Here is a 26,085-nt window from a genome sequence, read left to right as displayed (position 1 = left end):
GGTCAGGAGCCGAGCAGGCTCGCGGCCGGGGCCTCGGTGGCCTTGCCGGTGGCGGCCTTGGAGACCTGCTCAGCCGTCAGCGCCTTCTTCCAGACCTGGACGCCGGTGATCGAGCCGTTCCAGGCGTCCGCCCACTGCGACTTGGAGCGGGCCCGGCCGAGTTCCAGCGGGCCGGTGCCGTGGACGATGGACGGCGCGGCGGTGGTCTGGGCGAGGGTGCCGTCCACGTACAGCGAGATGCTCTTGGCCTTGGCGTTGTAGACGCCGGTCAGGGTGGTCCACTGGCCGGTGGCGGCGGTCGCGGTGGACACCGCCAGCGCGCTCTTGCCGGCCTCGTTGGCGGTCTGCACCTTGAAGACCCAGCGGTTCTTGTTGCTCCCGGAGTCCTCGCGGCCCAGGTAGAAGGAGAAGAACTGCTCGCCGTTCTGCGACAGCGCCGCCTTCGACGCGCTCGCGGCGTCGTTGCGGACCACGGCGGAGACGGTGAAGTCCTTGGTGGTGTCCACGGTGGCGTCGGCGGCCTCGGCGTAGCCGTCGCCGCTGCCGGTCAGTTGCAGCGCCTTGCCGTCGCGGCCGTCGGCAGCGCCGACCTTCGCGGCGCTGCCGAGCTTCAGCCCGGGCACCGAAGCGGCAGTGTCTGGGGCGGAGCCACCCTGGCCGCCCTGGCCGGCGGGGGCCTTCGCGGAGGGCTTGGCTTCGGCGGACGCGGCGACACCGGCCTTGGCGGTCTTGGGCGTTGACGGATCGTCGGCGCGGTCGGTGACGATCACGGCGACGGCGACCATCGCGCCGACCGTCACCAGGCCGGTGGCCAGGGCGGTGATGCCGAGGGTCCGCTTGCGGCTGGCCTCCCGTGCGTCCGCCTCCGCCATCGCCCGCCAGTACGCCGCTTCCGCTCCCCCGGCCGCCGGTTCTCTGGTCGCGCCCGCACTACCCGCCGCCCGCCTGCCCGCCACGTTCTCCCCGATCCGTCCGCTTGCCTGTCGGCGGAACTCTAGGCGGCCCGGTTCGAACACGCGAACCGGAACGCCAGGCAGCACTCCACCCCGAGCACCGGAATCGGCGTCGGGGCGGAGGGAGTTGATCCGGGACCGGTCAGCCCCGGTGGGCGGCGGCCCGGCGGCGGGCGGCGAACACGACGGCGCCGGCACCGAGCAGTACCAGGGCGGTGCCGCCGATCAGCATCGGCGTGCTGCTGGAACCGCCGCCGGTGGACGCGAGGTTCCCGGTGCCGGCCGGGACGGAGGCCGGGCTCGGGGTGGTGCTGCCGAGCAGGGCGGCCGGAACGACGGCCGGACCGGCGGCGTCCTTGGCACCCGGGGTCTGCGCCGGGGTGGTCGGCGCCGACGGGGTCGCGGCCGGGGTGCTCGGGGCCTTGCTGGTGGCGGTGGGCGCCGGGGTGGCCGGGGCAGCCGGGTGGACGATCGGCAGGACAAACCCCTTGCCGGGTATCGGGGCGACCTGGCCGGCCCGAACGCCCACGCTGACGTCGATCTTCTGCTGCGCCTCGTTGGAGTGGGTGGTGACGGACAGGCGGAAAACGAACCTGACGGTCTGGCCGGGCGCCAGGTCGGTGGCGAGCGAGGAGTAGTCGCCGCGCAGCGTCGGGTCGCAGCCCCACTTCATGGGGAGGGTCTTCCAGGCGCCCCCGGTCTTGACCTCCAGCACGAGGTCTTCCGGGTGCAGGATGCTCTTCGGGTCACCGGAGTCGTTGAAGAAGGTGGGGAACGGCTGGACGCCGTCTATGGTCTCCGTGCCGCCGTTGCTGATCTCGACACCGATCTGCACAGGCGCACCACCTGCGGTGATCGTGTCGGCATCCCGCCAGATCGAGTCGACGCGCAGCTTCACGTCCGCGGCCGGGGCGGCCGCCGGAGCGGGCGCGGCCGGGGCGGAGGCGGGCGCGGCCGGGGCGGAGGCGGAGGCGGACGCGGCCGGGGCGGAGGCGGGCGCGGCGGCAGCCGGCTGGTCGTCGCCGCAGGCCCAGGCGGTGGTCGCCCCGCCGAGGACGGGAATGGTGGCGCCGAGGACGGCGGTGGCGGCGAGGACGGCGAGCCGGGTGCGGCGGGTGCGGACGGACATCGGAAGTTCCCCCCAGGAACTGATGACGGTGAGTGGTGGATGCGGCGGTTGCCCTTGTTCGTCTCCCCTGTCGGGCGAGCGCCGTTAAGAGAATTCTGTCGAGCGGATGTCCGCTGCGAATCGCCGATTCGTCACCGGACGGCAACGGCCGATCGCATCCGTACCGGCTCTGCCCGACAGGGGATCCGACGCCTCGCCGGAAAGGACCGGAGGCCCTCCGCGCGGAACCTGGGCTCGATACGGGGAGGGGGTATCGTGGCGGGGATGGAGCGCACTGGGCGGGCGACGGACCCCGCCGGGCGGACGGTCGCCCGGTGGGCGGTGCTGTGCGCCCTGCTGCTCGGGCTGTTCCTGATGCACGGAAGCCCGGCGAGCGCCGCGGGCTGCCACCGGGCCGAGGGTGCCGCGGTGATGACCCACCCGGGGGCGCACGCCGGTGAAGGGGGCGGCCGGATCGCCGCGGGTGCGCCGGGCGCGCACGACCGGACCTCCACCGACTGCGTCTCCACCCAGGCCCGCGACCGGTCGCCGCTGGCCGCCCCGTCCGCCGCCGCGCCGTGGAGCCACCCGCAGCCGCCCGCCGTCGCCGGACCACTCCGGACGGGCGGGGCCCGGACCGGCCGGTCACCGCCGGACAGCGGGCGGGAGTTGCTGACCCGGGTCTGCGTCGCCCGCAGGTGAGGGCGCCACCCGGCCGTCCCGTCAGGGGCCGCCGGGCGCCGCGTCCTGTCCGCGAACGCGCACCGCAGGTGCGCGCGCACCTTGGAGCGAACTCCGATGACCCGCACCACCACGACCACCCGCCGCACCCTGCTGGCCACCGCGACCGCCGCCGCGACCGCCGCCGCGCTCGCCCTGACGCTGGCCGCCTGCGGCAGCGACGCGATGTCCGGCATGGATCACGGCGCCATGCCGTCCGCGAGCGGCTCCGCCGCCGGGCACGACATGCCCAACGACATGCCCGGGATGAGCCACGGCCCGGACGGCATGGCGGGCATGCCGGGCATGGCCCACAGCGCCGACGGGCCGGCCGCCGAGCAGGGCGGCTACCGCCTCGACGGCGGCCTGGCCGGCAACGAGTACCGGTTCACCGTGACCGGCCCGGACGGCAAGGTGCTGACCGAGTACCAGCCCGAGCAGACCAAGGAGATGCACTTCTACGCGATCCGCTCCGATCTGTCCGGCTTCCAGCACCTGCACCCGACGCGCTCCGCCGACGGCACCTGGACGGCCCCGCTGGCCGCCCTGCAGCCCGGCGACTGGCGGATGTACGCCTCGTTCGTCCCCGGCGCGGGCAGCGGCAAGGGCACCGGACTGGTGCTCAGCCGCACCGCCACCGTGGCCGGGCAGGCCACGCCCGTGCCGCTGCCCGCGGCCGCCGCCACCAGCACCGTCGACGGCTACAGCATCACGGTGGCCGGTACGCCGAAGGCCGGCGCGGCCGGGGAGCTGACCGTCACCGTCAGCAAGGACGGCAAGCCGGTCACCGACCTGGAGCCCTACCTGGAGACGTACGCCCACCTGACCGCCTTCCACGCCGGTGACCAGGCGTTCGCGCACCTCCACCCGGAGACCGGGGTCACGGCCCAGGGCGGCGGCCCGACCCTGCCGTTCCACGCCGAACTGCCGAAGGCCGGCGACTGGCGGCTGTTCCTCCAGTTCCAGACCGGCGGCACCCTGCACACCGCGGCACTCACCCTGAACGCCGCCGCCTGACACCCCGGACCCGCCCCACCCGGGGCGGGTTCACTTCCCGTACAAGTGCGCGAAGATGGACGGATGACCGCCTCCCCGCGCCCCCGCCTGATCGCCACCGACCTCGACGGCACCCTGCTGTGCCCCGGCGGGACGGTCTCCCCCCGGACGGCGGCCGCACTGGCCGCCGCCGAGGCCGCCGGCGTGCAGGTGGTGTTCGTCACCGGTCGCCCGCCGCGCTGGATGCGCCACCTCGGCCCGCACATCGGCGGCCACGGCGTGGCGATCTGCTCCAACGGCGGCGCGGTGGTCGACGTCCGGCGCGGCGAACTGCTGGAGACCAGCCCGCTGGGCCGCGCCGACACGCTCACCGCCGTCGAGCGGCTGCGCGCCCAACTGCCCGGCACCGCCTTCGCGTTCGAGTTCCCGGACGGCTTCGCGCGGGAGCCCGAGTACACCGTCTTCCACGGCGAGTCCGACAACGACCACCCGGTCGGCCCGGCCGCCGAACTCCTCGCCTCCGGCCGGGTCGACGGCCTGTTCAAGCTGCTCGGCAAGCACCCCGACCTCTCCCCCGACGAGTTCCTCGACCGCGCCCGCACCGCCGTCGGCCCGATCGCCGAAGTCACCCGCTCCAGCCCCATCCCCCTGGTCGAGATCAGCGCCCCCGGCGTCACCAAGGCCAGCAGCCTGGCCCGCTGGTGCGCCCAGCACGGCATCGACGCCACCGAGGTCATCGCCTTCGGCGACATGCCCAACGACCTCGAAATGCTCGCCTGGGCCGGCCAGTCCTACGCCGTCGCCAACGCCCACCCCCTGGTCCTCGCCTCCGTCACCCGCCACACCGTGAGCAACGACCAGGACGGCGTCGCCGCGGTCATCGAAACCCTGCTCTGACGGCCCGTCACCGCACGGCTGCGATCACCCGCCTTCACACATGGAGTACTACACTTTTTCCATGGAAGGCTCCCGCCCCGGCCGGACCCGGGTGACCAGCGTCTCCCTGCGTGCCGAGACCCTCGAAGCGATCCGGGCGCGCGCCGGAAAGCAGGGCGTGTCCTCCTACATCGAGGAGGCTGTCCAGCGGCAGTTGCAGCGGGAGGCCATCGACGAGTTCATCGCCGCCGCAGAGGCCGAGCACGGCCCGGTCGACCAGGCCGAGGTCGCGGCCCTGGTCGAGAGCATCCGCGCCCACCATGCCGCGCACCCCGGGGATGCCTCCTCGGATGCCGCATGAGCGGGACATTGGTGCTCGACAGCGAGGCGCTCTCCAAGCTCTCCCGGCGGCACCGCTCCATGACCACGTGGCTGGACGCCGCCCGCACGCTGGATCTGCTGCTGGTCACCAGCGCGGCCACTCTGGTGGAGGCCCGCGACCCGAAGGTGCCGCAGGCCGCCTTCGACCACGCCGTCTCGCTCACCAAGGTGCGCCCCGTCACCGAGGAGGTCGCACGGGACGCGAGCAAGTTGCTGACAGCCGAGGGCCTGCACGGCCACAAGTACGCGATCGACGCGATGCTCGCCGCCACGGCGCATCTGGAGCGCGGCCACGTGACCGTGGTGACCAGCGACACCGACGATCTGCGGCGACTGTGTCACCCGCGCATCGCGGTGCGGGCAGTCTGAAGCCGAGTCAGCAGCTGGTCACAGCCTCGCCGTCCAGCGGACGCGGGTGCCCTTGGCGTGGGGGCCGGGTTCGTGCCAGGCGTCGCCGCCGAGGGCTTCGGCCCGGCGGGTGAGGTTGCGCAGGCCGGAGCGGCGGCCGCCGTCGGGGATGCCCACGCCGTCGTCGGTGACGGTGAGGAGGACGCCGGGCAGGCCGGGGCGGGCGGGATCGGGGGCGACGGGGCGGCCGTCGGGGCCGAGGTGGACGGTGGCGTCGAGTTCGACGGCGACCCGGGAGGCGCGGGCGTGGCGGGCGGTGTTGGAGAGCATCTCCCGCAGTGCGGCGAGGAGTTGGCGGGAGGCCTGTTCGCCGACCAGGCTCTCCACCGGGCCGGTGAAGGTGATGCTGGGCCGGAAGCCGAGCGCCGCCGCGGCCTGGCTGCCCTCGCGCAGGACGCGGGTGCGCAGGGTGTCGGGTTCGTCGTCGGCGTCGCCGTGCTGGAGGGCGTAGATGGTGGTGCGGACTTCCTGGATGGTGGCGTCGAGTTCGTCGACGGCCTGCCCGATGCGTTCCTTGACCTCGGGGACGACGGCCCGGCGGGCGGCGGTCTCCAGCATCATGCCGGTGGCGAACAGCCGTTGAATGACCAGGTCGTGCAGGTCGCGGGCGATCCGGTCGCGGTCCTGGAAGACCGCCAGGCGCTGCTGGTTGAGCTGGTACTCGGCCAGTCGCAGGGCCAGCGCGGCCTGCGAGGCGAAGGTCTGGGCGAGGGTCCGTTCGGTGCCGGTGAACGGTGCGGCGCCGGCGCCGCGCCACACGCAGAGCGCGCCCAGGACTCGGCCGGAGGACACCATCGGTACGGCCATGGACGGGCCGAACTCCCGTGCCAGACGGTCGAACTGACTGTCCGAGGCGGTTTCGGGGGCGGCTGCCAGGTCGTCCAGGTGGACGGCCTCGCCGGACAACAGACGCGGGGTGAGGCCGTGTTCGGGGAGCAGTTCGCCGGCGAGGTAGTCGGCCCGTTCCCCGGAGGCGTACGCGACCCGCATCCGGCTCTCGCCGGCCGGCAGCAGGACCATGCCGAGCGCGCCCTCGGCGAGTTCGCGGACCTGTTCGGCGGCGACGGTCAGCGCGATCCGCGCCTCGTCGGTGGAGAGCAGTGAGGTGGTGACGGCCGCCGCGGCGGTGATCCAGCGTTCGCGGCGCCGCCCTTCCTCGTACAGGCGGGAGTTCTCGATCGCGACGCCGGCGGCGGCGGCCAGTGCCTGCACCACCTGTTCGTCCTCGGGGGTGAACGAGCCGCCGCCCTGTTTCTCGGTCAGGTAGAGGTTGCCGAACACTTCGCCGCGGACCCGGATCGGCACGCCCAGGAAGGACACCATCGACGGGTGGTCGGGCGGGAAGCCGACCGAGCGCGGGTCGGTGGACAGGTCGGTCAGCCGCAGCGGCCGCGGGTCGTCGATCAGGGCGCCGAGGATGCCGCGCCCGGCGGGGAGCCGGCCGATCCGGTCGGCGGTGTCGTCGTCGATGCCGACGTGGATGAAGTCGGACAGGCCGCCGCCGTGCGGGTTCACCACGCCGAGCGCGGCGTAGCGGGCGTCGACGAGTTCGGCGGCGCCGGAGGCGATCCGTTGCAGGGTGGTGTGCGGGTCGAGGCCGGTGCCGACCGAGACCACGGCCTCCAGCAGGCGCTGCATCCGGTCGGCCACCGCGGCGGCGGACTGCAGCCGCTCCGAGACCTCGGTGACCAGGGTGTCCAGCCCGAGCGAGGAGATCTCGGGAATGCGCGGTGGGCCGTTCTCGGCGGCCGGCTGATCCATGCCACCAGTGTGCCTGTTGGTCCCGATCGGTCCGGGTTCGTCCGTGCTTCCGGGCGGGGCGGCACCCCGGCACCCGTCAGGCGGCCACCTCGCGGGCCTCGGCGTCCCGTTCGCGGGCCAGCATCGCGGCCAGCTGTCCGCCCGGCCGGGCCGCCAGCGCGGACCAGCGGCCGCGCTCCACCACCCGGCCGTCGTCCAGTACCAGGACCTCGTCCACGCCGCTGTCGTCGAGTCCGGCGAGCCGGTGGGTGATCAGCAGGGTGGTGCGGCCTTCGGTGGCGGCGAGCAGGTCGGCGGTGAGCGCGTCGGCGGTGGCCACGTCGAGGTGTTCGGCGGGCTCGTCGAGGATCAGCACGGGGAAGTCGGCGAGCAGCGCGCGGGCCAGGGCGAGGCGCTGGCGCTGGCCGCCGGAGAGCCGGGCGCCGTGTTCGCCGACCATGGTGTCGAGGCCGGCGGGCAGTTCGTCCACCCAGTCCAGCAGCCGGGCCCGGGCGAGTGCGGCGCGCAGCTGCGACTCGTCGGCGTCGGGGCGGGCGAGGCGCAGGTTCTCCCGCACGGAGCTGTCGAAGACGTGCGCGTCCTGCGCGCACAGGCCGATCACCCGGCGGACGTCCTCGCCGGTCAGGTCGCGGGTGTCCACGGCGTCGGGTTGGCCGTCGGCGAGTCGTACGGAGCCGGTGGACGGTTCGAGGAACCGCAGCAGCACGTGCGCGAGCGTGGTCTTGCCGGAGCCGGACGGGCCGACCACCACGACGCGCCGGCCGGGCCGCAGTTCCAGCTCGACGCCGCGCAGCGCGTCGCGGGTGGCGCCGGGCCACCGGGTGGTCAGGTCACTGACCCGGATGGGCAGTTGTTCGGCGGGCAGGGTCTTCGGCGCGGCCGGTTCGGTCACCGGCAGGGGCGCGGCCAGCACCTCGGCGAGGCGTTCGCGCGAGGCCCTGGCGCGTTCGCGGAACCGCATCGCGGTGGGCATCCCGGCGACGGCCTCGAACGCGGCGAGCGGCGTCAGCACCACCACGGCCAGGCAGACGCCGGGCAGCGCGCCGGAGGCGACGCCGCGTACGCCGACCGCGGCGGCGGCCACCACCGTCAGGCCGGACACCAGGGCGACCAGGCCCGCCGAGAGCGCGCCGGAGGCGGCGGAGCGTCCGGCCAGCCTGGTCAGCGCGGCGTCGGCGCCGCGGGTGGCGCGCAGCCGGTCCGGGAGGGCGCCGGCGACGGTCAGTTCGGCGGTGCCGGTCAGGGTGTCCAGTACGGCGGTCGCCAGTTCGCCCTTGGCGGGGGCGTGCCGGCGTTCGGTGCGGCCGGAGATCCGGCGCTCCAGCGCGGGGACGACGGCCCCGGCGAGCAGCAGGCCGAGGGCGAGCACCAGGCCGGCCAGCGGCAGGAGGGCGGCGAGGGCGGCGGAGGCACCCAGCGACACCACGAGGGCGATCGCGGCGGGCAGCCGCCAGCGCAGGTGGTGGTCCTGCACCGCGTCCACGTCGGCGACCAGCCGGGACAGCAGGTCGCCGCGCCGGAACTGCGGGAGCCCGGCGGGGGCGAGCTGTTCCAGGCGGCGGTAGACGGCGGTGCGGACCCCGCCGAGGGCCTTCAGCACGGCGTCGTGCGAGACCAGCCGCTCGGCGTAGCGGAACACGCTGCGGCCGATGCCGAACGCCCGGACCGAGGTGACGGCCACCATCAGGTACAGCACGGGCGGCATCTGCGAGGCCCGGGAGATCAGCCAGCCGGAGGTGCCCATCAGGGCGACGGCGCAGCCGAGGGCGAGCGAGCCGAGCAGCACGGCGAGCCACAGTCCGGGGATCCGGGAGGACGGCTCGGCGGCGTCCGCCGGCTCCTGCGGCTGCGCGGGCCGGGGCGCGGCCTTGGCGGCAGCGGGCTGCGAGACCGGCGCGGAGACGGGCGCGGGTGCGCCGGGCAGCCGCTCGTGGTGGTCGGCGAGGGCGATCAGCGCGGGCCGGTGGGTGATCAGCAGCACGGTGCGGCGGAGCCCGCCGAGGGTCTCCAGCAGGGCGGCCTCGGTGACGGGGTCGAGGTGCGCGGTGGGTTCGTCGAGCACCAGCAGCGGGCGGTCGGCGAGCAGCGCGCGGGCCAGTGCGAGGCGTTGGCGCTGGCCGGCGGACAGGCCGTGGCCGTTCTCGGCGAGCCGGGTGCCGGGGTCGGCGAAGTCGACCCGGGCGGCGGCGAGGGCGGCGGCGAGTTCGGTGTCGGTGGCGGCGGGGCGGGCCAGCCGGACGTTCTCGGCGACGGTGCCGGCGAACAGGTGGGGGTGTTGCGGGACCCAGGCGAGTTGGGCGTGCCAGCTCGCCAGGTCGGTGTCGGCGAGCGGCTGGTCGCCGATCAGGATGCGTCCGGCGTCCGGCCGGACGAAGCCGAGCAGGGCGCTCACCAGGGTGGTCTTGCCGGCGCCGCTGGGTCCGGTCAGCACCGTGGTGCGTCCGGCCGGCACCACCAGTGAGACCTCGTGCAGGGCGTCCTGGGTGCGGCCTTCGTGCCGGACGGTGAGGCCTTCGATCCGGATGTCGGTGCCGGCGGGGTTCGGGGCGGGGCGGTGGCCGGCCCGGGGCAGCGGGGTCTCCAGCACCTCGAAGATCTTCCCGGCGGCGGCCAGGCCCTCGGCGCTGGAGTGGTAGAGCGCGCCGACCTGGCGCAGCGGCAGGTAGACCTCGGGGGCGAGGACCAGCACCAGCAGGCCGGTCTCCAGGTCGAGGCTGCCGCGCACCAGCCGGAAGCCGATGGAGACGGCGACCAGGGCGACGGAGAGGGTGGAGAGCAGTTCCAGCGCGAAGGAGGAGACGAAGGCGAGGCGCAGGGTGCGCAGGGTGGCGCGGCGGTAGTCCTCGGTGATCCGGCCGATCGCGGCGGCCTGGGCCTTGGCCCGGCCGAAGACCTTGAGGGTGGGCAGTCCGGCGACCACGTCGAGGAAGTGGTGGGAGAGCCGGGACAGACCGGCGAACTGGCGGTCGGTGCGGGCCTGGGTGGCGTAGCCGATCAGGATCATGAACAGCGGGATCAGCGGCAGTGTCACGCAGATGATCGCGGCGGATTCCCAGTCGGCGCCGAGGATCCGGGTCAGCACGACGAGGGGGACGACCACGGCGAGGGCCAGTTGCGGCAGGTAGCGGGCGAAGTAGTCGTCGAGGGCGTCGACGCCGCGGGTGGCGAGGGTGGCGAGGTCGCCGGTGCGGCGGCCGGTCAGGTAGCCGGGGCCGAGCGCGGTGGCGTGGTCGAGCAGGCGGCGGCGCAGGGTGGACTTGACGGTGGCGACCGAGCGGTGGGCGGTGAGTTCGGTCAGCCAGGCGACCAGGGCCCGGCCGAGGGTGACGGCGGCGAGGCCGAGCAGCGGCCCCCACAGTGGGGACTGGCCGTGCTGGAAGGCGCGGACCACCAGGTCGGCGATCAGCGCGGCCTGGGCGACCAGCAGGGCCGCGCCCACCCCGCCGAGCAGTACGGAGCCGGCGAGGAAGGCGCGGGTGGTGCGGGCGTAGGCCAGCAGCCGGGGGTCGATCGGACGCATCCGCTGCTGGCTTTCCATCAGGTGTGCTCCTGCGACGGCGGTCAGTGGTGGGCGGCGGCGGGGATGTGCTGGACACCGATCCGGCGGCGGAAGACCCAGTACGTCCAGCTCTGGTAGAGCAGCACGATCGGGGTGAAGATCACTGCGACGACGGTCATCACCTTGAGCGTGTAGGGCGAGGAGGAGGAGTTGCTGACGGTCAGCGACCAGCCCGCGTTGAGGGTGGAGGGCATCACGTCGGGGAACAGCGACAGGAACAGCATGCCGACGGCGGCGACGATGGTCAGGCCGCTGAAGCCGAACGCCCAGCCCTCGCGGCCCGCCTGGTTGGCGCCGAGCGCGCCGAGCAGGGCGAGGACGGCGACGATCAGCGCGGCCAGGCTCCAGGCGTTGCCGGAGTGGACCTGGGTCCAGATCAGGAAGGCCGCCGCGAGCGCCGCGGTGACCAGCCCGAGCACGGTGGCCTGGACGCGGGCCCGGTGCCGGATCTCGCCGCTGGTCTTCAGCGCGGCGAACACCGCGCCGTGGAAGGTGAACAGCACCAGGGTGGTGAGGCCGCCGAGCAGCGCGTACGGGTTGAGCAGGTCCCAGAAGGTGCCGACGTAGTTCTTGTCCTGGTCGATCGCGACGCCGTGCACGATGTTGCCGAAGGCGACGCCCCACAGGAAGGCGGGCAGCAGGGAGGTCCAGAAGATGGCGAGTTCCCAGTTGCGCTGCCAGCGTTCGCTGTCGCGCTGGTGCCGGTACTCGAAGGAGACGCCGCGGACGATCAGGCAGACCAGGATGATCAGCAGCGGGATGAAGAAGCCGCTGAACAGGGTGGCGTACCAGTCGGGGAAGGCGGCGAAGGTGGCGCCGCCGGCGGTGAGCAGCCACACCTCGTTGCCGTCCCAGACCGGGCCGATGGTGTTGATCAGGACGCGGCGTTCGGCGGTGTTGCGGGCCAGCAGCCGGGTGAGGATGCCGATGCCGAAGTCGAAGCCCTCCAGGAAGAAGTAGCCGATCCACAGGACGGCGATCAGGATGAACCAGAAGTCGTGCAGGTGCATGTGATCCGTCCTCAGTACGCGAAGGTGAGCGGCTGGTCGGAGTCCTCGTCCGAGGGGCCGCGCAGGGTCGGGTCCTTGGCGGGCGGCTTCTCGTCCGTGTTGGGGCCGGCGGCGGCGTACTTGGCGAGCAGCTTGACCTCGATCACGGCGAGGATCGCGTACAGGGCGGTCAGCGTGGTCAGGCCGAGCACCTGGGTGCCGACGCTGACGTTGGGGGAGACCGCGTCGCGGGTGAACATCAGGCCGAACACCACCCAGGGCTGGCGGCCCATCTCGGTGAAGATCCAGCCGAAGCTGTTGGCGATCAGCGGGAAGCCCATGGTGAGGATGCCGATCCGCCAGCTCCACCGGGTGAAGAAGACGTTCATCTCCCGGTTCCTGGTGAGCATCAGCTTCGGTGGCTCGTCCTCGCCGGTGCGGTGCTCGGGGGCCAGCCAGAACCTGCGGCGGGTGGTCCACAGGCCGATCAGCGCGGCGACGAAGGACGTCATGCCGAAGCCGATCATCAGCCGGAATCCCCAGTAGGTGACGAAGATGCTGGGGATGTAGTCGGTGGGCTGCCCGCCGTGCTGGGCGGCCTCGGAGGCGGCGATGTCGTTGATGCCGGGGACTTCGGACGAGAAGTCGTTGTGGGCGAGGAAGGACAGCAGTCCGGGGATCTCCAGGGCGACCGAGTTGTGGCCCTTGGAGACGTCGCCGACGGCGAACACCGAGAACGGGGCGGGGGCCTGGGTGTCCCAGAGCGCTTCGGCGGCGGCCATCTTCATCGGCTGCTGCTCGAACATCACCTTGCCGAGGGTGTCGCCGCTGATCGCGGTGCCGAGGCCGGCCACCGCGGCGATGACCAGGCCGACGCGCAGCGAGGTGCGCATCGCGGCGGTCTTGCGCTTGTCCGGCTGCTTGCCCTGCTTGGCGCGCCACAGGTGGTAGCTGGCGATGCCGACCACGAAGGCGGCGCCGGTGAGGAAGGCGGCGGTGAGGGTGTGGAAGACCTGCACCAGGGTGGTGTTCTGGGTCAGCACCCGGACGATGTCGGTGAGCTGGGCCTTGCCGGTGACGGGGTCGATCCGGTAGCCGACCGGGTGCTGCATCCAGGAGTTGGCGGCCAGGATGAAGTACGCGGACAGCACGGTGCCGATCGCGACCATCCAGATGCAGGCCAGGTGGATCTTCTTCGGGAGCTTGTCCCAGCCGAAGATCCACAGTCCGATGAAGGTGGACTCGAAGAAGAAGGCGATCAGCGCCTCCATCGCCAGCGGGGCGCCGAACACGTCGCCGACGAAGCGGGAGTAGTCGGACCAGTTCATGCCGAACTGGAACTCCTGGACGATGCCGGTGACCACGCCCATGGCGATGTTGATCAGGAAGAGCTTGCCCCAGAACTTGGTGGCGTGGAAGTACTTCTCCTTGCCCGTGCGCACCCACGCGGTCTGCAGACCGGCCACGATCGAGGCCAGGCTGATCGTCAGCGGGACGAAGAGGAAGTGGTAGACGGTGGTGATGCCGAACTGCCATCGCGAGATGGTCTCGTGAGCGACTGCTAGGTCCACTGCGCCCTCTCTCACAGGATGTGCCTGCCGGACAAAAAGGCACATGTAGCACGCGACCGCGCCGAACCTGCCCAAGCTTGTCCGCTTGTGAACGTGAACACGTTCACAAAAGCAGTATCCATGATGCTTATCAGTGCATTCGCACGGGGGGGGTGTTTTCCGACAATGGAATGATCTGCCGCCGGTTCCGCCGGTCACAAGCCGCAGCCGGGCGGCACCGCTGTACCGACCGGCACTTGACACCGGCCTGGCTGACGATACATCAGCCCAGCTCAGCGCTGATGCGGCAGGGCCACCCTGAAGGCCGCGCCGTCGCCCGGCGCGGTGCGCAGGGTCAGCTCGCCGCCGTGCGCGGACACCAGCGCGGAGGCGATCGCCAGCCCCAGGCCCGATCCCCCGCCCCCGTCGGCCCGGCGGGTCCGGGAAGCGTCCGCCCGGTAGAAGCGCTCGAACACCAGCGCCGCCTGCTCCTCGGTCAACCCCGGCCCCCGGTCGGCCACTTCGAGCAGGCAGCTGCCGTCCACCCGGCCCACCCCGATCCGCACCGCGGTGCCCGGCGGGGTGTGCTTGACCGCGTTGCCCACCAGGTTGCTCACCACCTGGCGCAGCCGGGCCTCGTCGCCGAGCACCGGCGCGGGCTGCGGGGCGCCCTCGCCGTGCGGGCCGGTGAGGGCCACCGGGCGGCCCGGGTCCAGCGCGGTCAGGTCGTGCAGGGCGTCGGCGGCCAGCGTGCGCAGGTCCATCGGGGCCAGGTTCAGCGGGCGTTCCTCGTCCAGGCGGGCCAGCATCAGCAGGTCCTCCACCAGGCCGCCGAGGCGCACCGCCTCCGACTCGATCCGGTCCATCGCCCGGTCCACGTCGTCCAGCGCGCCCATCCGGTGCAGCTCGGCGAAGCCGCGGATGCCCGCCAGCGGGGTGCGCAGCTCGTGCGAGGCGTCGGCGACGAAGCGGCGCATCCGGCGTTCGGAGGCGGCGCGGTCGGCGAACGCCGTCTCGATGTCCGTCAGCATCCGGTTCAGCGCCGCGGACAGCCGGCCCACCTCGGTGCGGGCCGGCAGGTCCGGCATCCGGTGCGACAGGTCGCCGTCGGCTATCCGCTGGGCGCCCGCCTCCAGCTGGCGCAGCGGCCGCAGCCCGGCCCGCACCGCGACCGCGCCCAGGCCGGCCAGGCCCACCAGGACCGCCCCGCCGATGGTGAAGAAGGTGGTGCGCAGGTGCTTGATGGTGGACTGCACGTCGTCCAGCGGCACCGCGACCTGCACGTACCGCGGCGAGCCGAAGTCGGTGGCGACGGTGCGCTGCAACGGCAGCACCAGCGAGCGCCACTCACTGCCGCGCGGCACCTTCGCGGTGAACGGCTCGGCGCCCTCCCGGTGCGCCAGCGCGGCGGCGGTCGGCGCGGGCAGCTGCGGGGCCGGCTCGGAGTCGGTCAGCGGCTGGCGCAGCACCGACAGCACGGTGCCGTCCGCGGACAGGTAGCGCACCACGTACTCGCTGGGCAGCGCCTGGCCGGTGCGGCGGCTCAGCGTCTGCGGGCTGAACACCGACGCCGGGGACTGCTGGCGGCTCGGCGCGCGCCGCGACAGCGGCTCGGCGTACCGCTCCAGTTGCTGGTCGGCGCGTTCGACCAGCTGGCCGCGGACGGTGCCGAGCACCCAGGTGTCGCTGACCACCAGGCCGGTGGTGACCAGCAGCAGGGCCAGCACCAGCAGCCGGACCCGCAGCGAGAAACGCGCCATCTCAGCTGTTCGGCGGGCGGCGCAGCGCGTAGCCGATGCCGCGCACCGTGTGGATCAGCTTGGGGCCGTGCGCCGGGCCGGAGTCGAGCTTGCGGCGCAGGTAGGAGATGTACGACTCGACGATGGACAGGTCGCCGCCGAAGTCGTACGCCCACACGTGGTCGAGGATCTGTGCCTTGGAGACCACCCGGCCGACGTTGGCCAGCAGGTAGTGCAGCAGCTTGAACTCGGTGGGGGAGAGCGAGACCGGGACGCCGCCACGGGTGACCTCGTGCGCGGTCGGGTCGAGGGTGAGGTCGGCCACCACCAGGCGGCCGTCGTCGGCGGGGCCGCCGGCCCGGCGCAGGATCGCCCGGATCCGGGCGATCAGCTCCTCCAGGCTGAACGGCTTGGTGACGTAGTCGTCGGCGCCGACGGCCAGGCCCTGGACCTTGTCGCCGGTGCCGTCCTTCGCGGTCAGGAACAGCACCGGGACGTGTTCGGGGCTGCCCGGCCACTGGGTCTGGTCGCGCAGCCGCTGGACGACGGTGAAGCCGTCCAGGTCGGGCAGCATCACGTCGAGCACCACCAGGTCGGGGCGCTCGGTGGCGATCGCGTCCAGCGCCTCCTGGCCGGTGGCGGCGGAGGCCACCCGGAAGCCGGAGAAGCGCAGGCTGGCCGACAGCAGCTCGCGGATGTTGGGCTCGTCGTCCACCACCAGCAGGAACGGTTCACCGCCCGCCGGAGTCGCCGCGGACGGGCTCGACTGCACTGCGCCAGACACGATCTTGCTCCGCCTCCAGGGCCGGGACGAAAAGGGCCGGCCCGAGCGGTTTCCGGGACGGTCGGACGAGGTTCGCCGGGCACGCCCGATCGAACGTCGTCAGACAGACCCTAGCCCGGGCACGCTGCGCCAAGTGAATGAAGAGGGGTTTGGTCATCCGGTCGTACTCGAACCGGTACCGGGTCCGCCGCCCTGGCCTGCGCCACCGCCACCGCCGCCCCGGCCGCCGAAGCCGCCCGCGCCGCCCTCGGTGAGCTGGGTGGCGTTGTAGGAGCCGTCGGCGCCCTTGCTGCCCAGCACGGTGACGCTCTGGCCGGGCTGGAGGTCGCCGACCTTGCCCTCCTTGGTGGTGGTGACCTTGGTGGAGTCGCCGGTGGTGACCTTCACGGTGTTCCCGCCCGCGTCGGTCAGGTAGACGGTGGTGCCGTCCACCGACTTGACGGTGCCGCGGGTGAAGCCGCCACCGCCGGGGAACTGACCGCCCCCCGGCAGCTGCCCGCCGCCCTGGCCGCCGCGGCGGCCGCCGTTCTGCTGACCGCCGCCGGGGAACTGGCCACTGGAGGCGCGGGTGGCGCCGTTGCCGCCGCTGCTGTTGTCCTTCTGGTACCAGACGCCGCCGGCGAAGGACAGCACGGCGATCAGGCCGCCGGCCAGCGCCAGGGTGGGCCAGGGGAGCTTGCGGCTCGGCGGGGCGGCCAGCTCGGCGGTGATGTCGCGGGCGTCCGGCGCGGTGGCCAGCAGCTCCTGCTCGTCCGACATGAAAGGACTCCTTCTACTCGTGCCGGAGGGCGTCGATGGGGCGCAGCGAGGCGGCCCGGTTGGCGGGGTAGCTGCCGAAGAACAGGCCGATGGCGACGGCGATGGCGAACGCGCCGAGCACCGACTCGGGGATCACCACCGGTTTGATGCCGACCACCGGGAAGTGCGAGCCGGCGATCCCGGCGAGCACGCCGAGGCCGGCGCCGGTCACCGACAGCAGGGTGGACTCGGCGAGGAACTGGCCGAGGATGACCGCGCGGGGCGCGCCGAGCGCCTTGCGGATGCCGATCTCCCGGGTCCGTTCGGTGACGGTGACCAGCATGATGTTGGTGATGCCGATGCCGCCGACCAGCAGCGAGATCGCGGCGACCGCGCCGAGCAGCACCGTGAAGGTCTTGGTGGTGGACTCGCGGGCGCTCAGCAGCGAGGTCTGGTTGCTGATCCGGAAGTCGGCCTTGGTGGGGTCCTTGATGGCGTGCGTGCCCATCAGGATCCGGGTGATGTCGGCCTGCGCCTCGGTGGTGGTGTCGGCGGAGGACGCCTGTACCAGGATCTGGTTGACCGAGCCGAAGCCGGTGAACGCGTTCTGCACGGTCGGCAGCGGGGCGATCACCACGTCGTCGGGGTCGTTGAAGCCGGTGGAGCCCTTGGTGGTGAGCACGCCGGTCACGGTGAACGGGGTGCCGCCGATGGTGATCCTCTTGCCGATCGGGTCCTCGGTGGCGAAGAGTTCCTTGGCGGTGGTGGAGCCGAGCACCGCGACCTTGCGGGAGTTCAGCACGTCGTCGGCGGAGAAGTAGTCGCCTTCGGCGATCTTCTGGTTGGCGGTCTCGAAGTACGCCGGGTAGCTGCCGACGATCTGGCCGGGCTGGTAGGAGATGTTCCCGTACAGCGCGGTGCCGCTGGTGGTGACCACCGGGGCGACCGACTTGATGGCCGGGCTGTCGGTGGCCGAGGCCAATGCCTTGGCGTCCTCCACGGTGAGCTTCCTGGCGGCGGTGGCGGAGCCGCGGGAGGCCGCGGCGGAGACGGTCAGCGAGTTGGTGCCCAGCGAGGTGATGGACTCCTTCACCGCCACCGAGGAGCCGTTGCCGACGGCGAGCAGCAGGATCACCGAGGCGACGCCGATCAGTACGCCGAGCATGGTCAGCGCGGAGCGGACCTTGTTGGCGGCCAGGCCGCCGACCGCGAAGCGGATCATCTGCCAGGCGATCACGCGACCACCTCCGCGGCCAGGGCCGGCGGCGGGCCGTCGACCGGGGCCTGCCGGACGTCGGAGACGATCGCGCCGTCGACCAGGCGGACCACCCGCTTGGCGTGCCGGGCCACCTCGTCCTCGTGGGTGATCACCACCACGGTGCGGCCGCGCGCGTTGAGACCGTCGATGATGCCCAGCACCTCCTCGGTGGAGCGGCTGTCGAGGTTGCCGGTGGGCTCGTCGGCGAGCAGCATCGCGGGGGCGGTGACCAGGGCGCGGGCCACCGCGACGCGCTGCTGCTGGCCGCCGGAGAGCTGGTTGGGCTTGTGGCCGGCCCGCTCGGCCAGGCCGACCAGGGTGAGCGCGGCCATCGCCCGGCGGCGCCGCTCGGCGGCCCGCACGCCCGCGTAGGCGAGCGGCAGTTCGACCTGGGCGAGGGCGGTGGTGCGCGGCACCAGGTTGAAGGACTGGAACACGAAGCCGATCCTGCGGTTGCGGACCAGCGCGAGCCGGCCCTCGTCGAGGTGGCCGACGTCGGTGCCGTCGAGCAGGTAGCGGCCGGCGGTGGGGACGTCCAGGCAGCCGAGGATGTTCATCAGGGTGGACTTGCCGGAGCCGGAGGAGCCCATCACCGCCACGTAGTCGCCCTCGGCGACGTCCAGGTCCACGCCGAGCGGTTCGCCGTCCGGGCCGAGCGGGCCGCGCAGTGCGTGCACGACGGCGTCGCCGTGGCCGTAGGACTTGAGGACCCGGCGGACCTGGATCACCGGGGGCTTGCCGGTGCTCATCCGCGCGAACCCCCGCCGCCGTTGCCGCCGCCGCCATTGCCGCCGCCGCTGCGGCCGCCGCCACCGCCGAGGCCGCCCGCGCCGCCGCCGAAGCCGCCTCCGTTCAGGCCGGGGAACTGTCCGGACGGGAAGCCGTTGCCGGTGCCTGCGGTGGTGGCGGTCAGTTCGACCTTCTCGCCCTCGGTGAGGCCCTCGGTGACCTGCACGGTGCTGTCGCCCTCGATGCCGACCGTCACCTGCACCCGCTCGGTGGAGCCGTCCTCGTGCAGCACGGTCGCGGTGCGGGTGGAACCGGTGCCCTGCAGGGCCGCGGTGGGCACCGACAGGGCGTTCTCGGCGGAGCCGGTGACCACCGAGATGGTGGCGCTCAGCCCGGTGCGCAGCGCGGTGGTGTCACCGGTGATCCGCAGCGTGGCGCCGTACTGCACGGCGCCGTTGGTGGAGCTGGACGGGAGCGGGCTGACCGACAGCACGGTGGCGTCGAGCCTGGTGTCGGACTGCGCGTTCAGGGTAACGGTCGCGCTCTGGCCCTTCTTCAGCTTCAGCGAGTCCAGTTCGGAGAAGTTCGCGGTGACCTCCATCCCGGAGGGGTTGGTCAGCACGATGAAGCCGGTCGGGGTGGTGCTCGAACTGGCGTTGCCGGTACCGGACTTGGTTCCGGTGGAGGTGCCGCCGGAGGAGGATCCGGAGCCGCCGGCGGAGACGGTGTCGCCGACCTTGCCGGAGACCGAGGCGACGGTGCCGTCGGTGGTGGCGGTGAGCGTGGTGCCGGACAGCGCGGCCTTGGCGTTGGTCAGCGCGTTCTGCGCGTTGTCGACCTGCTGCTGGGCCTGCGCGACCTGCGCCTGGTCGATCTTCACGGTGGTCGTGGTGGTCGGCTGCGGGGTGGCGGCGGCCGTGCCGGAACCGCCGCGGCCCGAGGAACCGCCGGCGCCCGAGCCGGACGAGCCGGTGCCGGGGACGGTGGTGGTGACCGTCTCGCCCGCCTCGGCCTTGGTCAGGTTGGCCTGCGCCGCAGTCAGCGCGGACTGTGCCTGGTCGACCTGCTGCTGGGCGGTGGTGGTGTCGACGGTGGCGAGCACCTGGCCCTTCTTCACCGTGTCGCCGACCGCGACCTTCACCGCCGTCAGCCTGCCGCCGGTGGTGAAGTCCTGGCCGGCGTCGGAGGGCGAGAACAGCGTGCCCGATCCGGACACGGTGGCCTGGACCGCGCCCTTGGCGACCGTCGCGGTCCGGACCTTGGAGCCGGTGGCGGCCCTGCCCGTCCCGCCGTCCAGGGTGGTGTACGCCAGCGCGGCCCCGCCCAGCAGGGCCACGCCGAGCGCGGAGTTGACGAGGACGGCACCACGCCGTCGCGGAAGCACCTTCATGGCACCGAAGCATCGCCCTGGGCTCTTTCGCCGCCCTGTGCGCTTGCTGGGCGCCCGCTGGGAGCAGCGATCCGGACGAATCGTCACGAATCACCCGGCCGTTGGCCGTCGGATGCCCGGCGGAGCACCAGCTCTTGACCGGACTCCCGGAAAGCTCCCAGCGAAGTCCCGTCCCCGGTTCACCCGGGGCCGGCACCGGGCCGGTCATGCCGACGGGGCGGACAACCGTGCTGCCCGCCCCGACTGTTGATACTGCGTCAGATCTCCTTGCGGAACGCCTCCGCGGCGCCCAGGAACAGGTCGTTGCCCTGGACCTCGCCGATCGAGACGCGCACGCCCTCGCCGGGGAACGGGCGGACCACCACGCCGGCCTCGGCGCAGGCGGCGGCGAAGTCGAGGGTGCGCTCGCCGAGGCGCAGCCAGACGAAGTTGGCCTGCGAGGGGAGGACCGTCCAGCCCTGCTCGCGCAGCGCGGCGGTCACCCGGACGCGCTCGGCGACCAGCGCCTCGACCCGCTCCAGCAGGGCGTCCTCGGCGCGCAGCGAGGCGACGGCGGCGTCCTGGGCGAGCTGGCTGACGCCGAACGGGACGGCGGTCTTGCGCAGCGCGCCGGCGACCTGCTCGTGGCCGATGGCGAAGCCGACCCGCAGGCCGGCCAGGCCGTAGGCCTTGGAGAAGGTGCGCAGCACGCAGACGTTGGGGCGGTCGCGGTACAGCTCGATGCCGTCGGGGACGTCCTCGTCGCGGATGAACTCGCGGTAGGCCTCGTCGAGGACGACCAGGATGTGCGCGGGCACGGCGTCCAGGAAGCGGACCAGTTCCTCGCGGTGCAGGGCGGCGCCGGTCGGGTTGTTGGGGTTGCAGACGAAGATCAGCCTGGTCCGGTCGGTGATCGCGGCGAGCATCGCGTCGAGGTCGTGGGCCTCGTCGGCGGTGAGCGGGACGGGCACCGGGGTGGCGCCGGCGATCTGGGTGATGATCGGGTAGGCCTCGAACGAGCGCCAGGCGAACATGACTTCGTCGCCCTCGCCGGCGGTGGCGAGCACCAGGGACTGGGCGACGCCGACCGAGCCGGTGCCGGTGGCGATGTGCTCGGCGGGGACGCCGAAGCGCTGGGCGAGTTCGGCGGTGAGCGCGCCGACGCCCATGTCCGGGTAGCGGTTGAAGGAGCCGGCGGCGGCGACCGCGGCCTCCAGGACGCCGGGCAGCGGCGGGTAGGGGTTCTCGTTGGAGGAGAGCTTGTAGGAGTCCGCGCCGGCGGGCTTCCCGGGCTTGTAGCTGGGGATGTCGTCCAGGCTCGGCCGCAGCCGGGGGCCCTGCTCACGCTGAACCACGGGGTTCTCCGTTTCTCTTCGGGCGGTGGTACCGGTCGCTCCCCGGTCGGGTGCCGTGAACGATACCGACCGCTCCTCACCCGTGCGGGTGAGATGCTCGTCCGGGTTACGGGTGCAGATCAGCCATTCTGCCGGGTTCCTTTGGCACATGTCAGAGGTATTGGAGCCGCAAAACCGCAGCTGTCGAAGGGTGCACCCCGGGAATGGCCTTGGAGAAACGGTTCTTTGACGGCCGGTAGCGATCCGGTCACAGAACGCCGCGATGCGCCATACGATCGGTCCGCCATGACAGCAGCAGCCAATCAGAACGGTCGCCGAGCCACCGCCTCACGGCGCCTGGAACGGGCAGGCATCCGGGACGTCGCGGCGGCCGCCGGAGTCTCCATCACCACGGTCTCGGACGCCCTCAACGGAAAGGGCCGGCTCCCCGACGAGACCCGCAGCCGGGTCCGCGAGGTCGCCGAGCGCCTGGGTTACCGGCCCTCCGCCGCCGCCCGGACCTTGCGCACCGGCCGGTCCGGCCTGATCGGACTGACCGTCACCACCTACGGCGAAGAGCCGTTCACCTTCACCGAGTTCGCCTACTTCGCGGAGATGGCGCGGGCCGCCACCAGCGCCGCGCTGGGCCGCGGCTACGCCCTGGTGGTGCTGCCCGCGTCCTCCCGGCACGACGTGTGGAGCAACATCGCGCTCGACGGGACGGTGGTGATCGACCCGCCCGACCAGGACCCGCTGGTCACCGAGCTGTACCGGTCCGGCGTGCCGGTGGTCTCCGACGGCAAGCCCGGCAACTGCCCGGTCACCGCCTGGGTGGACAACGACCACGAGGCCGCGGTGCTCGGCATCCTGGAGCACCTGAGCGAGGCCGGCGCCCGCCGGATCGGCCTGCTCACCGGCACCTCCACCGACACCTACACCCGGCTGTCCACCGAGGCGTACCTCGCCTGGTGCGATCGGATCGGCCAGGAGCCGGTGTACGAGGCGTACCCGGCGCACGACCCGGCCGCCGGGGCGGTCGCCGCCGACCGGCTGCTGGCCCGCCCGGACCGCCCCGACGCGGTGTACGGACTGTTCGACCCCAACGGCACCGACCTGCTGGCCGCCGCCCGCCGCTACGGCCTGCGGGTGCCGGACGACCTGCTGCTGGTGTGCTGCTCGGAGTCCGACGTGTACGCCAACACCGAACCGCCGATCACCACCCTGTCGTTGAAGCCCCGTCGGATCGGCACCACCGTGGTCAACCTGTTGATCGACGCGATCGAAGGAGTCGGCGCGGGATCGGGATCCGTGCCCGGTCGGCTGTTCCCGCCGCGCTACCGCACCGCCGGGACGGGCCCGCCGCCCGGCACCCTGATGCCCACCGAGCTGATCGTGCGGGCCTCCTCGCAGCGCCGCAGCCCGCGCACCACGGTCAGTCCGCCCCGCCCGCCGGGCGAGGTGTGAGCACGCGCCGCCCGCGCCCGCCGACGGTCCGGACCGCCCCGGACCGGGGCAGACCGGGCGGCCCGCCCGTCGCCCGGCGGGTCAACGGGGAAAACGGATACCGACCAGGTGAGGACGGCGGGAGAGTGCGCTTCCTATGATGGGCGAATGACACCCGAGGACCTCTTCCGCGAACCCGAGCAACCGCACTCGGGCATCCGCTCCCGCCAGGACCTCGACGTGCTCCCCCAAGGCTCCTGGTTCGAGCCGGCCGAACCCGCCGGCTACCAGTACGAGGACACCCACAGCACCTACGGCGGCGCCCACTACCTGGAGCAGCACTGGGCCCCCGCCGGGCAGTTCGGCGACGCCGCCCCGCAGGCACCCGGGCACTACGCGCACGAGGACCCGCCGACCATCGAACTCGGCCCGCCGATCGAGGCGGTGCCCCCCGTCGAGGTGCACTTCCCGTACCCGCAGCCCGAACCCGGCGAGGGCCCCGGCCCGCTGTTCGTCATCGGCGACGTGCACGGCTACCTCGACGAACTGCTCGCCGCACTGCACCAGCAGGGCCTGATCGACGCCGACGGCCACTGGTCGGCCGGGCGCTCCCGGGTCTGGTTCCTCGGCGACTTCACCGACCGCGGCCCCGACGGCATCGGCGTCATCGACCTGGTGATGCAGCTGGCCGCCGAGGCCGCCGCGGCCGGCGGCTACTGCCGCGCCCTGATGGGCAATCACGAACTGCTCTTCCTCGGCGCCGCCCGCTACGGCGACGAGGCCGTCCAGTCCACCGCCGGCACCGCCTCGTTCCTCGCCGCCTGGCGGCTCAACGGCGGCCAGCAGCACGACCTGGAACGCCTGCAGCCGCACCACATCAGCTGGCTGTCCCGGCTGCCCGCGATGGCGCTGGAGGACGGCCACCTGTTGCTGCACTCCGACACCACCGCGTACCTGGAGTACGGCGAGACCATCGCCGACGTCAACGACGCCGTGCACGCGCTGCTCGCCGACGAGGGCATCGACGAATGGTGGGACGCCTTCCGCAAGTTCACCAAGCGGTTCGCGTTCCGCGGCCAGGCCGGCACCATGGCCGCACAGGAACTCCTCGCCGTGTACGGCGGCTACCGGGTGGTGCACGGCCACAGCCCGATCCCGTACCTGACCGGCGACCACCCGGAGGACGGCGTCCCCCCGCACGTGCCCGGCCCGTACATCTACGCCGACGAACTGGCCATCGCGATGGACGGCGGCGTCACCATGGACGGCCGCCTGCTGGTCGCACAACTGCCGCTGAACTGAACAACTGCTCGACGGCGCAAGGGAACTGAACGAGCCGAAGTTCCGGAAAGAGCCTGTCGGCGCGCTCCCGCGCACCCCTACCATCGAGGCCAGTGACCTTCCGTCCACCTCGCGGAACGGGGTACCCATGAGCCACCCGCCGCGCCTGCTCGCCGAGGACCGCGCCGACTTCGCCCGGCTGCTCGACGAAGCCCTGCGCGACCCGTCCGTCCGGCAGGCCCTGGCCGCGCCCGGCGAGCACCTCACCGCCGAACAGCTGCACACCCGGGCGCTCGCGGACGCCGACACCGTCGCCGCGCCCGCCGCCGCCGAGTACGCCCACTACCTGGCGCTGCGCACCTCGCAGGCCGAACACCCGAACGGCACGCCGCCGGGCGGCGCCGGGCTGTTCCCCGTACTGACGGTGCTGACCCCGGTGCTGGCCGGCTCCGCCGGACTCGCCCTGCTGCTGCTCGGCTGGCTGCTGCGGGCCGCCGCGCCCGGGCTGGCGCTCGGCCGCTCCACCGTCACCGCCGGCCTGCTCGCGCTGGCCGTCGCCGCCGCCGCGCTGCTGATCGGCGGCACCGGGCTGGTCCTCACCGCGCGGCGCGACGGCTCCCGCGCGCCCGGCGCGGACCCGCAGCGGCAGGCCGCGCTGGCCGAGGCCCGGGCCGCCTGGCACACCGCGCTGCGCGAACGCGCCCTGCTGCCCTGGCTGCTCGCCGACCACACCGCGACCCCCGGTGTCCCGCGCGCCCGGACCGCGCCGCCCGACCTGCTCAGCCCCGGCTACAGCCGGGCCGGGTACGCCAGCCCCGGGTTCAGCACCCCCGTGCCCGACGGGCGGCCGCGCCCCGACGGGCCCCGCTACACCTCACCCGACTTCACCGGCCCGGGCCCCGAGGGCCTCACCGACGACCAGGGGCGCAAGCGCCCGGACGGCCCCCGCTTCACCAGCCCCGGCCCCGAACACCTCACCGACGCGGACGGCCGGCCGCGACCCGACGGCCCCCGATACACCTCACCCGACTTCACCAGCCCCGGACCGGGCGGCCTGACGAACAACCAGGGCGGCCCGCGCCGCCCCGCCGGGTTCACCGGGCCCGGACACAGCAGCCCCGACTTCACCAGCCCCGGACCGGAAGGACTGACGGACAGTCAGGGCGAGCCGCGTCCCGCCGGGTTCACCGGCCCCGGACACAGCAGCCCCGACTTCACCAGCCCCGGACCGGTCCCGCACGCCGAGGACTCGGAGCGGGACGACCCGGCGGAATGACCGGCCAGTGCCCGCCCCGGGCTCGGGGGCGGGCGACGGACCCGGTGACTACTTCTTCGGCGTCAGGCAGAGAACGAACTTGTCGCTGCCCAACTGCTGGCCGAGAGCATCGAACTCCGGGCCACAGGCGTGGGTGTCGAAGCTGTTGTCGATGACCTTCTCGACCGTGTGGGTGGCCTTGCTGTCGCCGCAGCCGACCGTGTCCACCTTGGGGTCGTTGTCGCTGCCCGTGACGGACACGCACTCGCCGACCTTGGCGTGCACCGGCTTGTCGGACAGCATGTCCCGGAGGCCGACCTTGACGATCGCCACCACGACGATCACCACCAGGATGCCGACAGCGGAGAGCAGCTTCTTGCCCATCCCCCGCTTGGGCGCGACCGGCGCCGGCGCGGCCTGACCGTACTGGAACGAAGCCGACTCACCCGCGCCGGGCGCGACCGGGGGCTGGGGAGTCTGCGGGGGCTGTGGGGTAGCCATGAATTACCTCTTGTGCGGATCAGGTCGAACGTTTCCGCGCACCTTATCCAGATCCGACACTGGCGCTTTCCGGCAAATACGGCCATATCAACCGGCCGTCATTCAAGTGAGATGCAAAGACTTGACCAACCCTCAGGACCGCCACGCACCTGTGCCGGCGTCCCGATCCCGCACGACCGCAACGCCGGATGAGCCCCGAGCTCGGCCATGGTGGGCCTGGAAGTCCCCTCCGGTGGTGCGCCGTTCTTCTTTCGCGCGGCCTGTCGTGGCGGGCCGAACTCCGTTGCTCCGGGGGCGACCCACCACTAGCCTTCACCGGGCGTCCCAGGTCTTCACAGTTCTCCCAGGGGTCA

The 26,085-nt window shown here is 73.1% G+C and carries 22 protein-coding genes; 8 read left to right on the top strand and 14 right to left on the bottom strand.

Annotated elements, in window-relative coordinates; all coding sequences use genetic code 11:
* Positions 1–2 precede the first annotated feature (2 nt).
* Together ACZ6R9_RS05000 and ACZ6R9_RS04995 are read right to left on the bottom strand one after the other, a co-directional pair.
* Positions 3–872 carry a LamG domain-containing protein gene (locus ACZ6R9_RS05000; RefSeq protein WP_465536577.1) on the bottom strand — a complete coding sequence of 290 codons (870 nt, stop codon included), beginning with the start codon at positions 870–872 and terminating at the stop codon, positions 3–5.
* A gap of 223 nt (positions 873–1,095) precedes the next feature.
* Complete coding sequence (locus ACZ6R9_RS04995; RefSeq protein WP_380480103.1) at positions 1,096–2,082, bottom strand: LAETG motif-containing sortase-dependent surface protein; 987 nt, start codon at positions 2,080–2,082, stop codon at positions 1,096–1,098.
* Positions 2,083–2,346: 264 nt separating this feature from the next.
* On the opposite strand from ACZ6R9_RS04995, the gene ACZ6R9_RS04990 reads away from it, so the two are divergent.
* The 5 genes from ACZ6R9_RS04990 (at position 2,347) to ACZ6R9_RS04970 (ending at position 5,403) form a co-directional block, all read left to right on the top strand.
* A complete protein-coding gene (locus ACZ6R9_RS04990; protein ID WP_380480104.1) occupies positions 2,347–2,763 on the top strand; it encodes a hypothetical protein in 417 nt (138 codons plus the stop codon).
* A gap of 96 nt (positions 2,764–2,859) precedes the next feature.
* Entirely contained in the window at positions 2,860–3,798 is a 939-nt protein-coding gene (locus ACZ6R9_RS04985; RefSeq protein WP_465536575.1) for a hypothetical protein, read from the top strand.
* A gap of 63 nt (positions 3,799–3,861) precedes the next feature.
* Positions 3,862–4,674, top strand: a complete 813-nt coding sequence (locus ACZ6R9_RS04980) for an HAD family hydrolase (RefSeq protein WP_465536573.1) — start codon at positions 3,862–3,864, stop codon at positions 4,672–4,674.
* Between the two features lie 61 nt (positions 4,675–4,735).
* The gene (locus tag ACZ6R9_RS04975; protein ID WP_380480110.1) at positions 4,736–5,014 is read left to right on the top strand and encodes a hypothetical protein; all 279 of its coding nucleotides are present in this window, start codon (positions 4,736–4,738) and stop codon (positions 5,012–5,014) included.
* Positions 5,011–5,403: a PIN domain-containing protein gene (locus tag ACZ6R9_RS04970; RefSeq protein ID WP_465536571.1), complete on the top strand. Its 393-nt coding sequence runs from the start codon at positions 5,011–5,013 to the stop codon at positions 5,401–5,403. Before ACZ6R9_RS04975 ends, ACZ6R9_RS04970 begins: the two co-directional genes overlap by 4 nt.
* 18 nt (positions 5,404–5,421) lie before the next feature.
* Here the strand turns inward: ACZ6R9_RS04970 and ACZ6R9_RS04965 are convergent, their stop codons facing one another.
* The 11 genes from ACZ6R9_RS04965 to hisC all read right to left on the bottom strand — a co-directional run bounded on the left by ACZ6R9_RS04965 (position 5,422) and on the right by hisC (position 21,273).
* Positions 5,422–7,080: a sensor histidine kinase gene (locus ACZ6R9_RS04965; RefSeq protein WP_380480400.1), complete on the bottom strand. Its 1,659-nt coding sequence runs from the start codon at positions 7,078–7,080 to the stop codon at positions 5,422–5,424.
* Positions 7,081–7,279: 199 nt separating this feature from the next.
* Positions 7,280–10,723 carry a thiol reductant ABC exporter subunit CydD gene (gene cydD, locus ACZ6R9_RS04960; protein ID WP_465536812.1) on the bottom strand — a complete coding sequence of 1,148 codons (3,444 nt, stop codon included), beginning with the start codon at positions 10,721–10,723 and terminating at the stop codon, positions 7,280–7,282.
* 41 nt (positions 10,724–10,764) lie between these two features.
* Entirely contained in the window at positions 10,765–11,772 is a 1,008-nt protein-coding gene (gene cydB, locus ACZ6R9_RS04955) for a cytochrome d ubiquinol oxidase subunit II (protein WP_380480114.1), read from the bottom strand.
* 11 nt (positions 11,773–11,783) lie between these two features.
* Entirely contained in the window at positions 11,784–13,322 is a 1,539-nt protein-coding gene (locus ACZ6R9_RS04950; protein ID WP_380480116.1) for a cytochrome ubiquinol oxidase subunit I, read from the bottom strand.
* A gap of 272 nt (positions 13,323–13,594) precedes the next feature.
* Entirely contained in the window at positions 13,595–15,061 is a 1,467-nt protein-coding gene (locus ACZ6R9_RS04945) for a sensor histidine kinase (protein ID WP_380480118.1), read from the bottom strand.
* Position 15,062: 1 nt separating this feature from the next.
* The gene (locus ACZ6R9_RS04940) at positions 15,063–15,824 is read right to left on the bottom strand and encodes a response regulator transcription factor (RefSeq protein WP_465536568.1); all 762 of its coding nucleotides are present in this window, start codon (positions 15,822–15,824) and stop codon (positions 15,063–15,065) included.
* Between the two features lie 153 nt (positions 15,825–15,977).
* Positions 15,978–16,583 (bottom strand): hypothetical protein, encoded by a 606-nt coding sequence (locus ACZ6R9_RS04935; protein WP_465536566.1) that lies wholly within the window; start codon positions 16,581–16,583, stop codon positions 15,978–15,980.
* A gap of 13 nt (positions 16,584–16,596) precedes the next feature.
* The gene (locus ACZ6R9_RS04930) at positions 16,597–17,799 is read right to left on the bottom strand and encodes an ABC transporter permease (RefSeq protein WP_380480124.1); all 1,203 of its coding nucleotides are present in this window, start codon (positions 17,797–17,799) and stop codon (positions 16,597–16,599) included.
* Positions 17,796–18,569, bottom strand: coding sequence for an ABC transporter ATP-binding protein (locus ACZ6R9_RS04925; protein WP_380480126.1), 774 nt, complete (start codon positions 18,567–18,569; stop codon positions 17,796–17,798). The genes ACZ6R9_RS04930 and ACZ6R9_RS04925 overlap by 4 nt, the downstream gene beginning before the upstream one ends.
* Positions 18,566–19,939: an efflux RND transporter periplasmic adaptor subunit gene (locus tag ACZ6R9_RS04920; RefSeq protein WP_465536563.1), complete on the bottom strand. Its 1,374-nt coding sequence runs from the start codon at positions 19,937–19,939 to the stop codon at positions 18,566–18,568. The genes ACZ6R9_RS04925 and ACZ6R9_RS04920 overlap by 4 nt, the downstream gene beginning before the upstream one ends.
* Before the next feature lie 257 nt (positions 19,940–20,196).
* A complete protein-coding gene (hisC, locus tag ACZ6R9_RS04915) occupies positions 20,197–21,273 on the bottom strand; it encodes a histidinol-phosphate transaminase (protein ID WP_465536561.1) in 1,077 nt (358 codons plus the stop codon).
* A 285-nt stretch (positions 21,274–21,558) separates the two neighbouring features.
* Here hisC and ACZ6R9_RS04910 point away from each other — a divergent pair, with 285 nt between their 5' ends.
* From ACZ6R9_RS04910 to ACZ6R9_RS04900, 3 genes are all read left to right on the top strand, one after another.
* A complete protein-coding gene (locus ACZ6R9_RS04910) occupies positions 21,559–22,716 on the top strand; it encodes a LacI family DNA-binding transcriptional regulator (RefSeq protein WP_380480132.1) in 1,158 nt (385 codons plus the stop codon).
* 147 nt (positions 22,717–22,863) lie between these two features.
* Entirely contained in the window at positions 22,864–23,997 is a 1,134-nt protein-coding gene (locus ACZ6R9_RS04905; RefSeq protein WP_380480134.1) for a metallophosphoesterase, read from the top strand.
* A gap of 127 nt (positions 23,998–24,124) precedes the next feature.
* Entirely contained in the window at positions 24,125–25,252 is a 1,128-nt protein-coding gene (locus ACZ6R9_RS04900; protein WP_465536558.1) for a hypothetical protein, read from the top strand.
* A 48-nt stretch (positions 25,253–25,300) separates the two neighbouring features.
* On the opposite strand, the gene ACZ6R9_RS04895 is transcribed toward ACZ6R9_RS04900, so the two are convergent.
* Positions 25,301–25,732, bottom strand: a complete 432-nt coding sequence (locus tag ACZ6R9_RS04895; protein ID WP_380480138.1) for an LppU/SCO3897 family protein — start codon at positions 25,730–25,732, stop codon at positions 25,301–25,303.
* Positions 25,733–26,085: the final 353 nt, after the last annotated feature.

The sequence above is a fragment of the Kitasatospora sp. NPDC048662 genome, assembly GCF_055587065.1.
The sequence above is the reverse complement of the archived record's forward strand: the minus strand, read 5'-3'. Positions and strand labels throughout refer to the sequence as shown.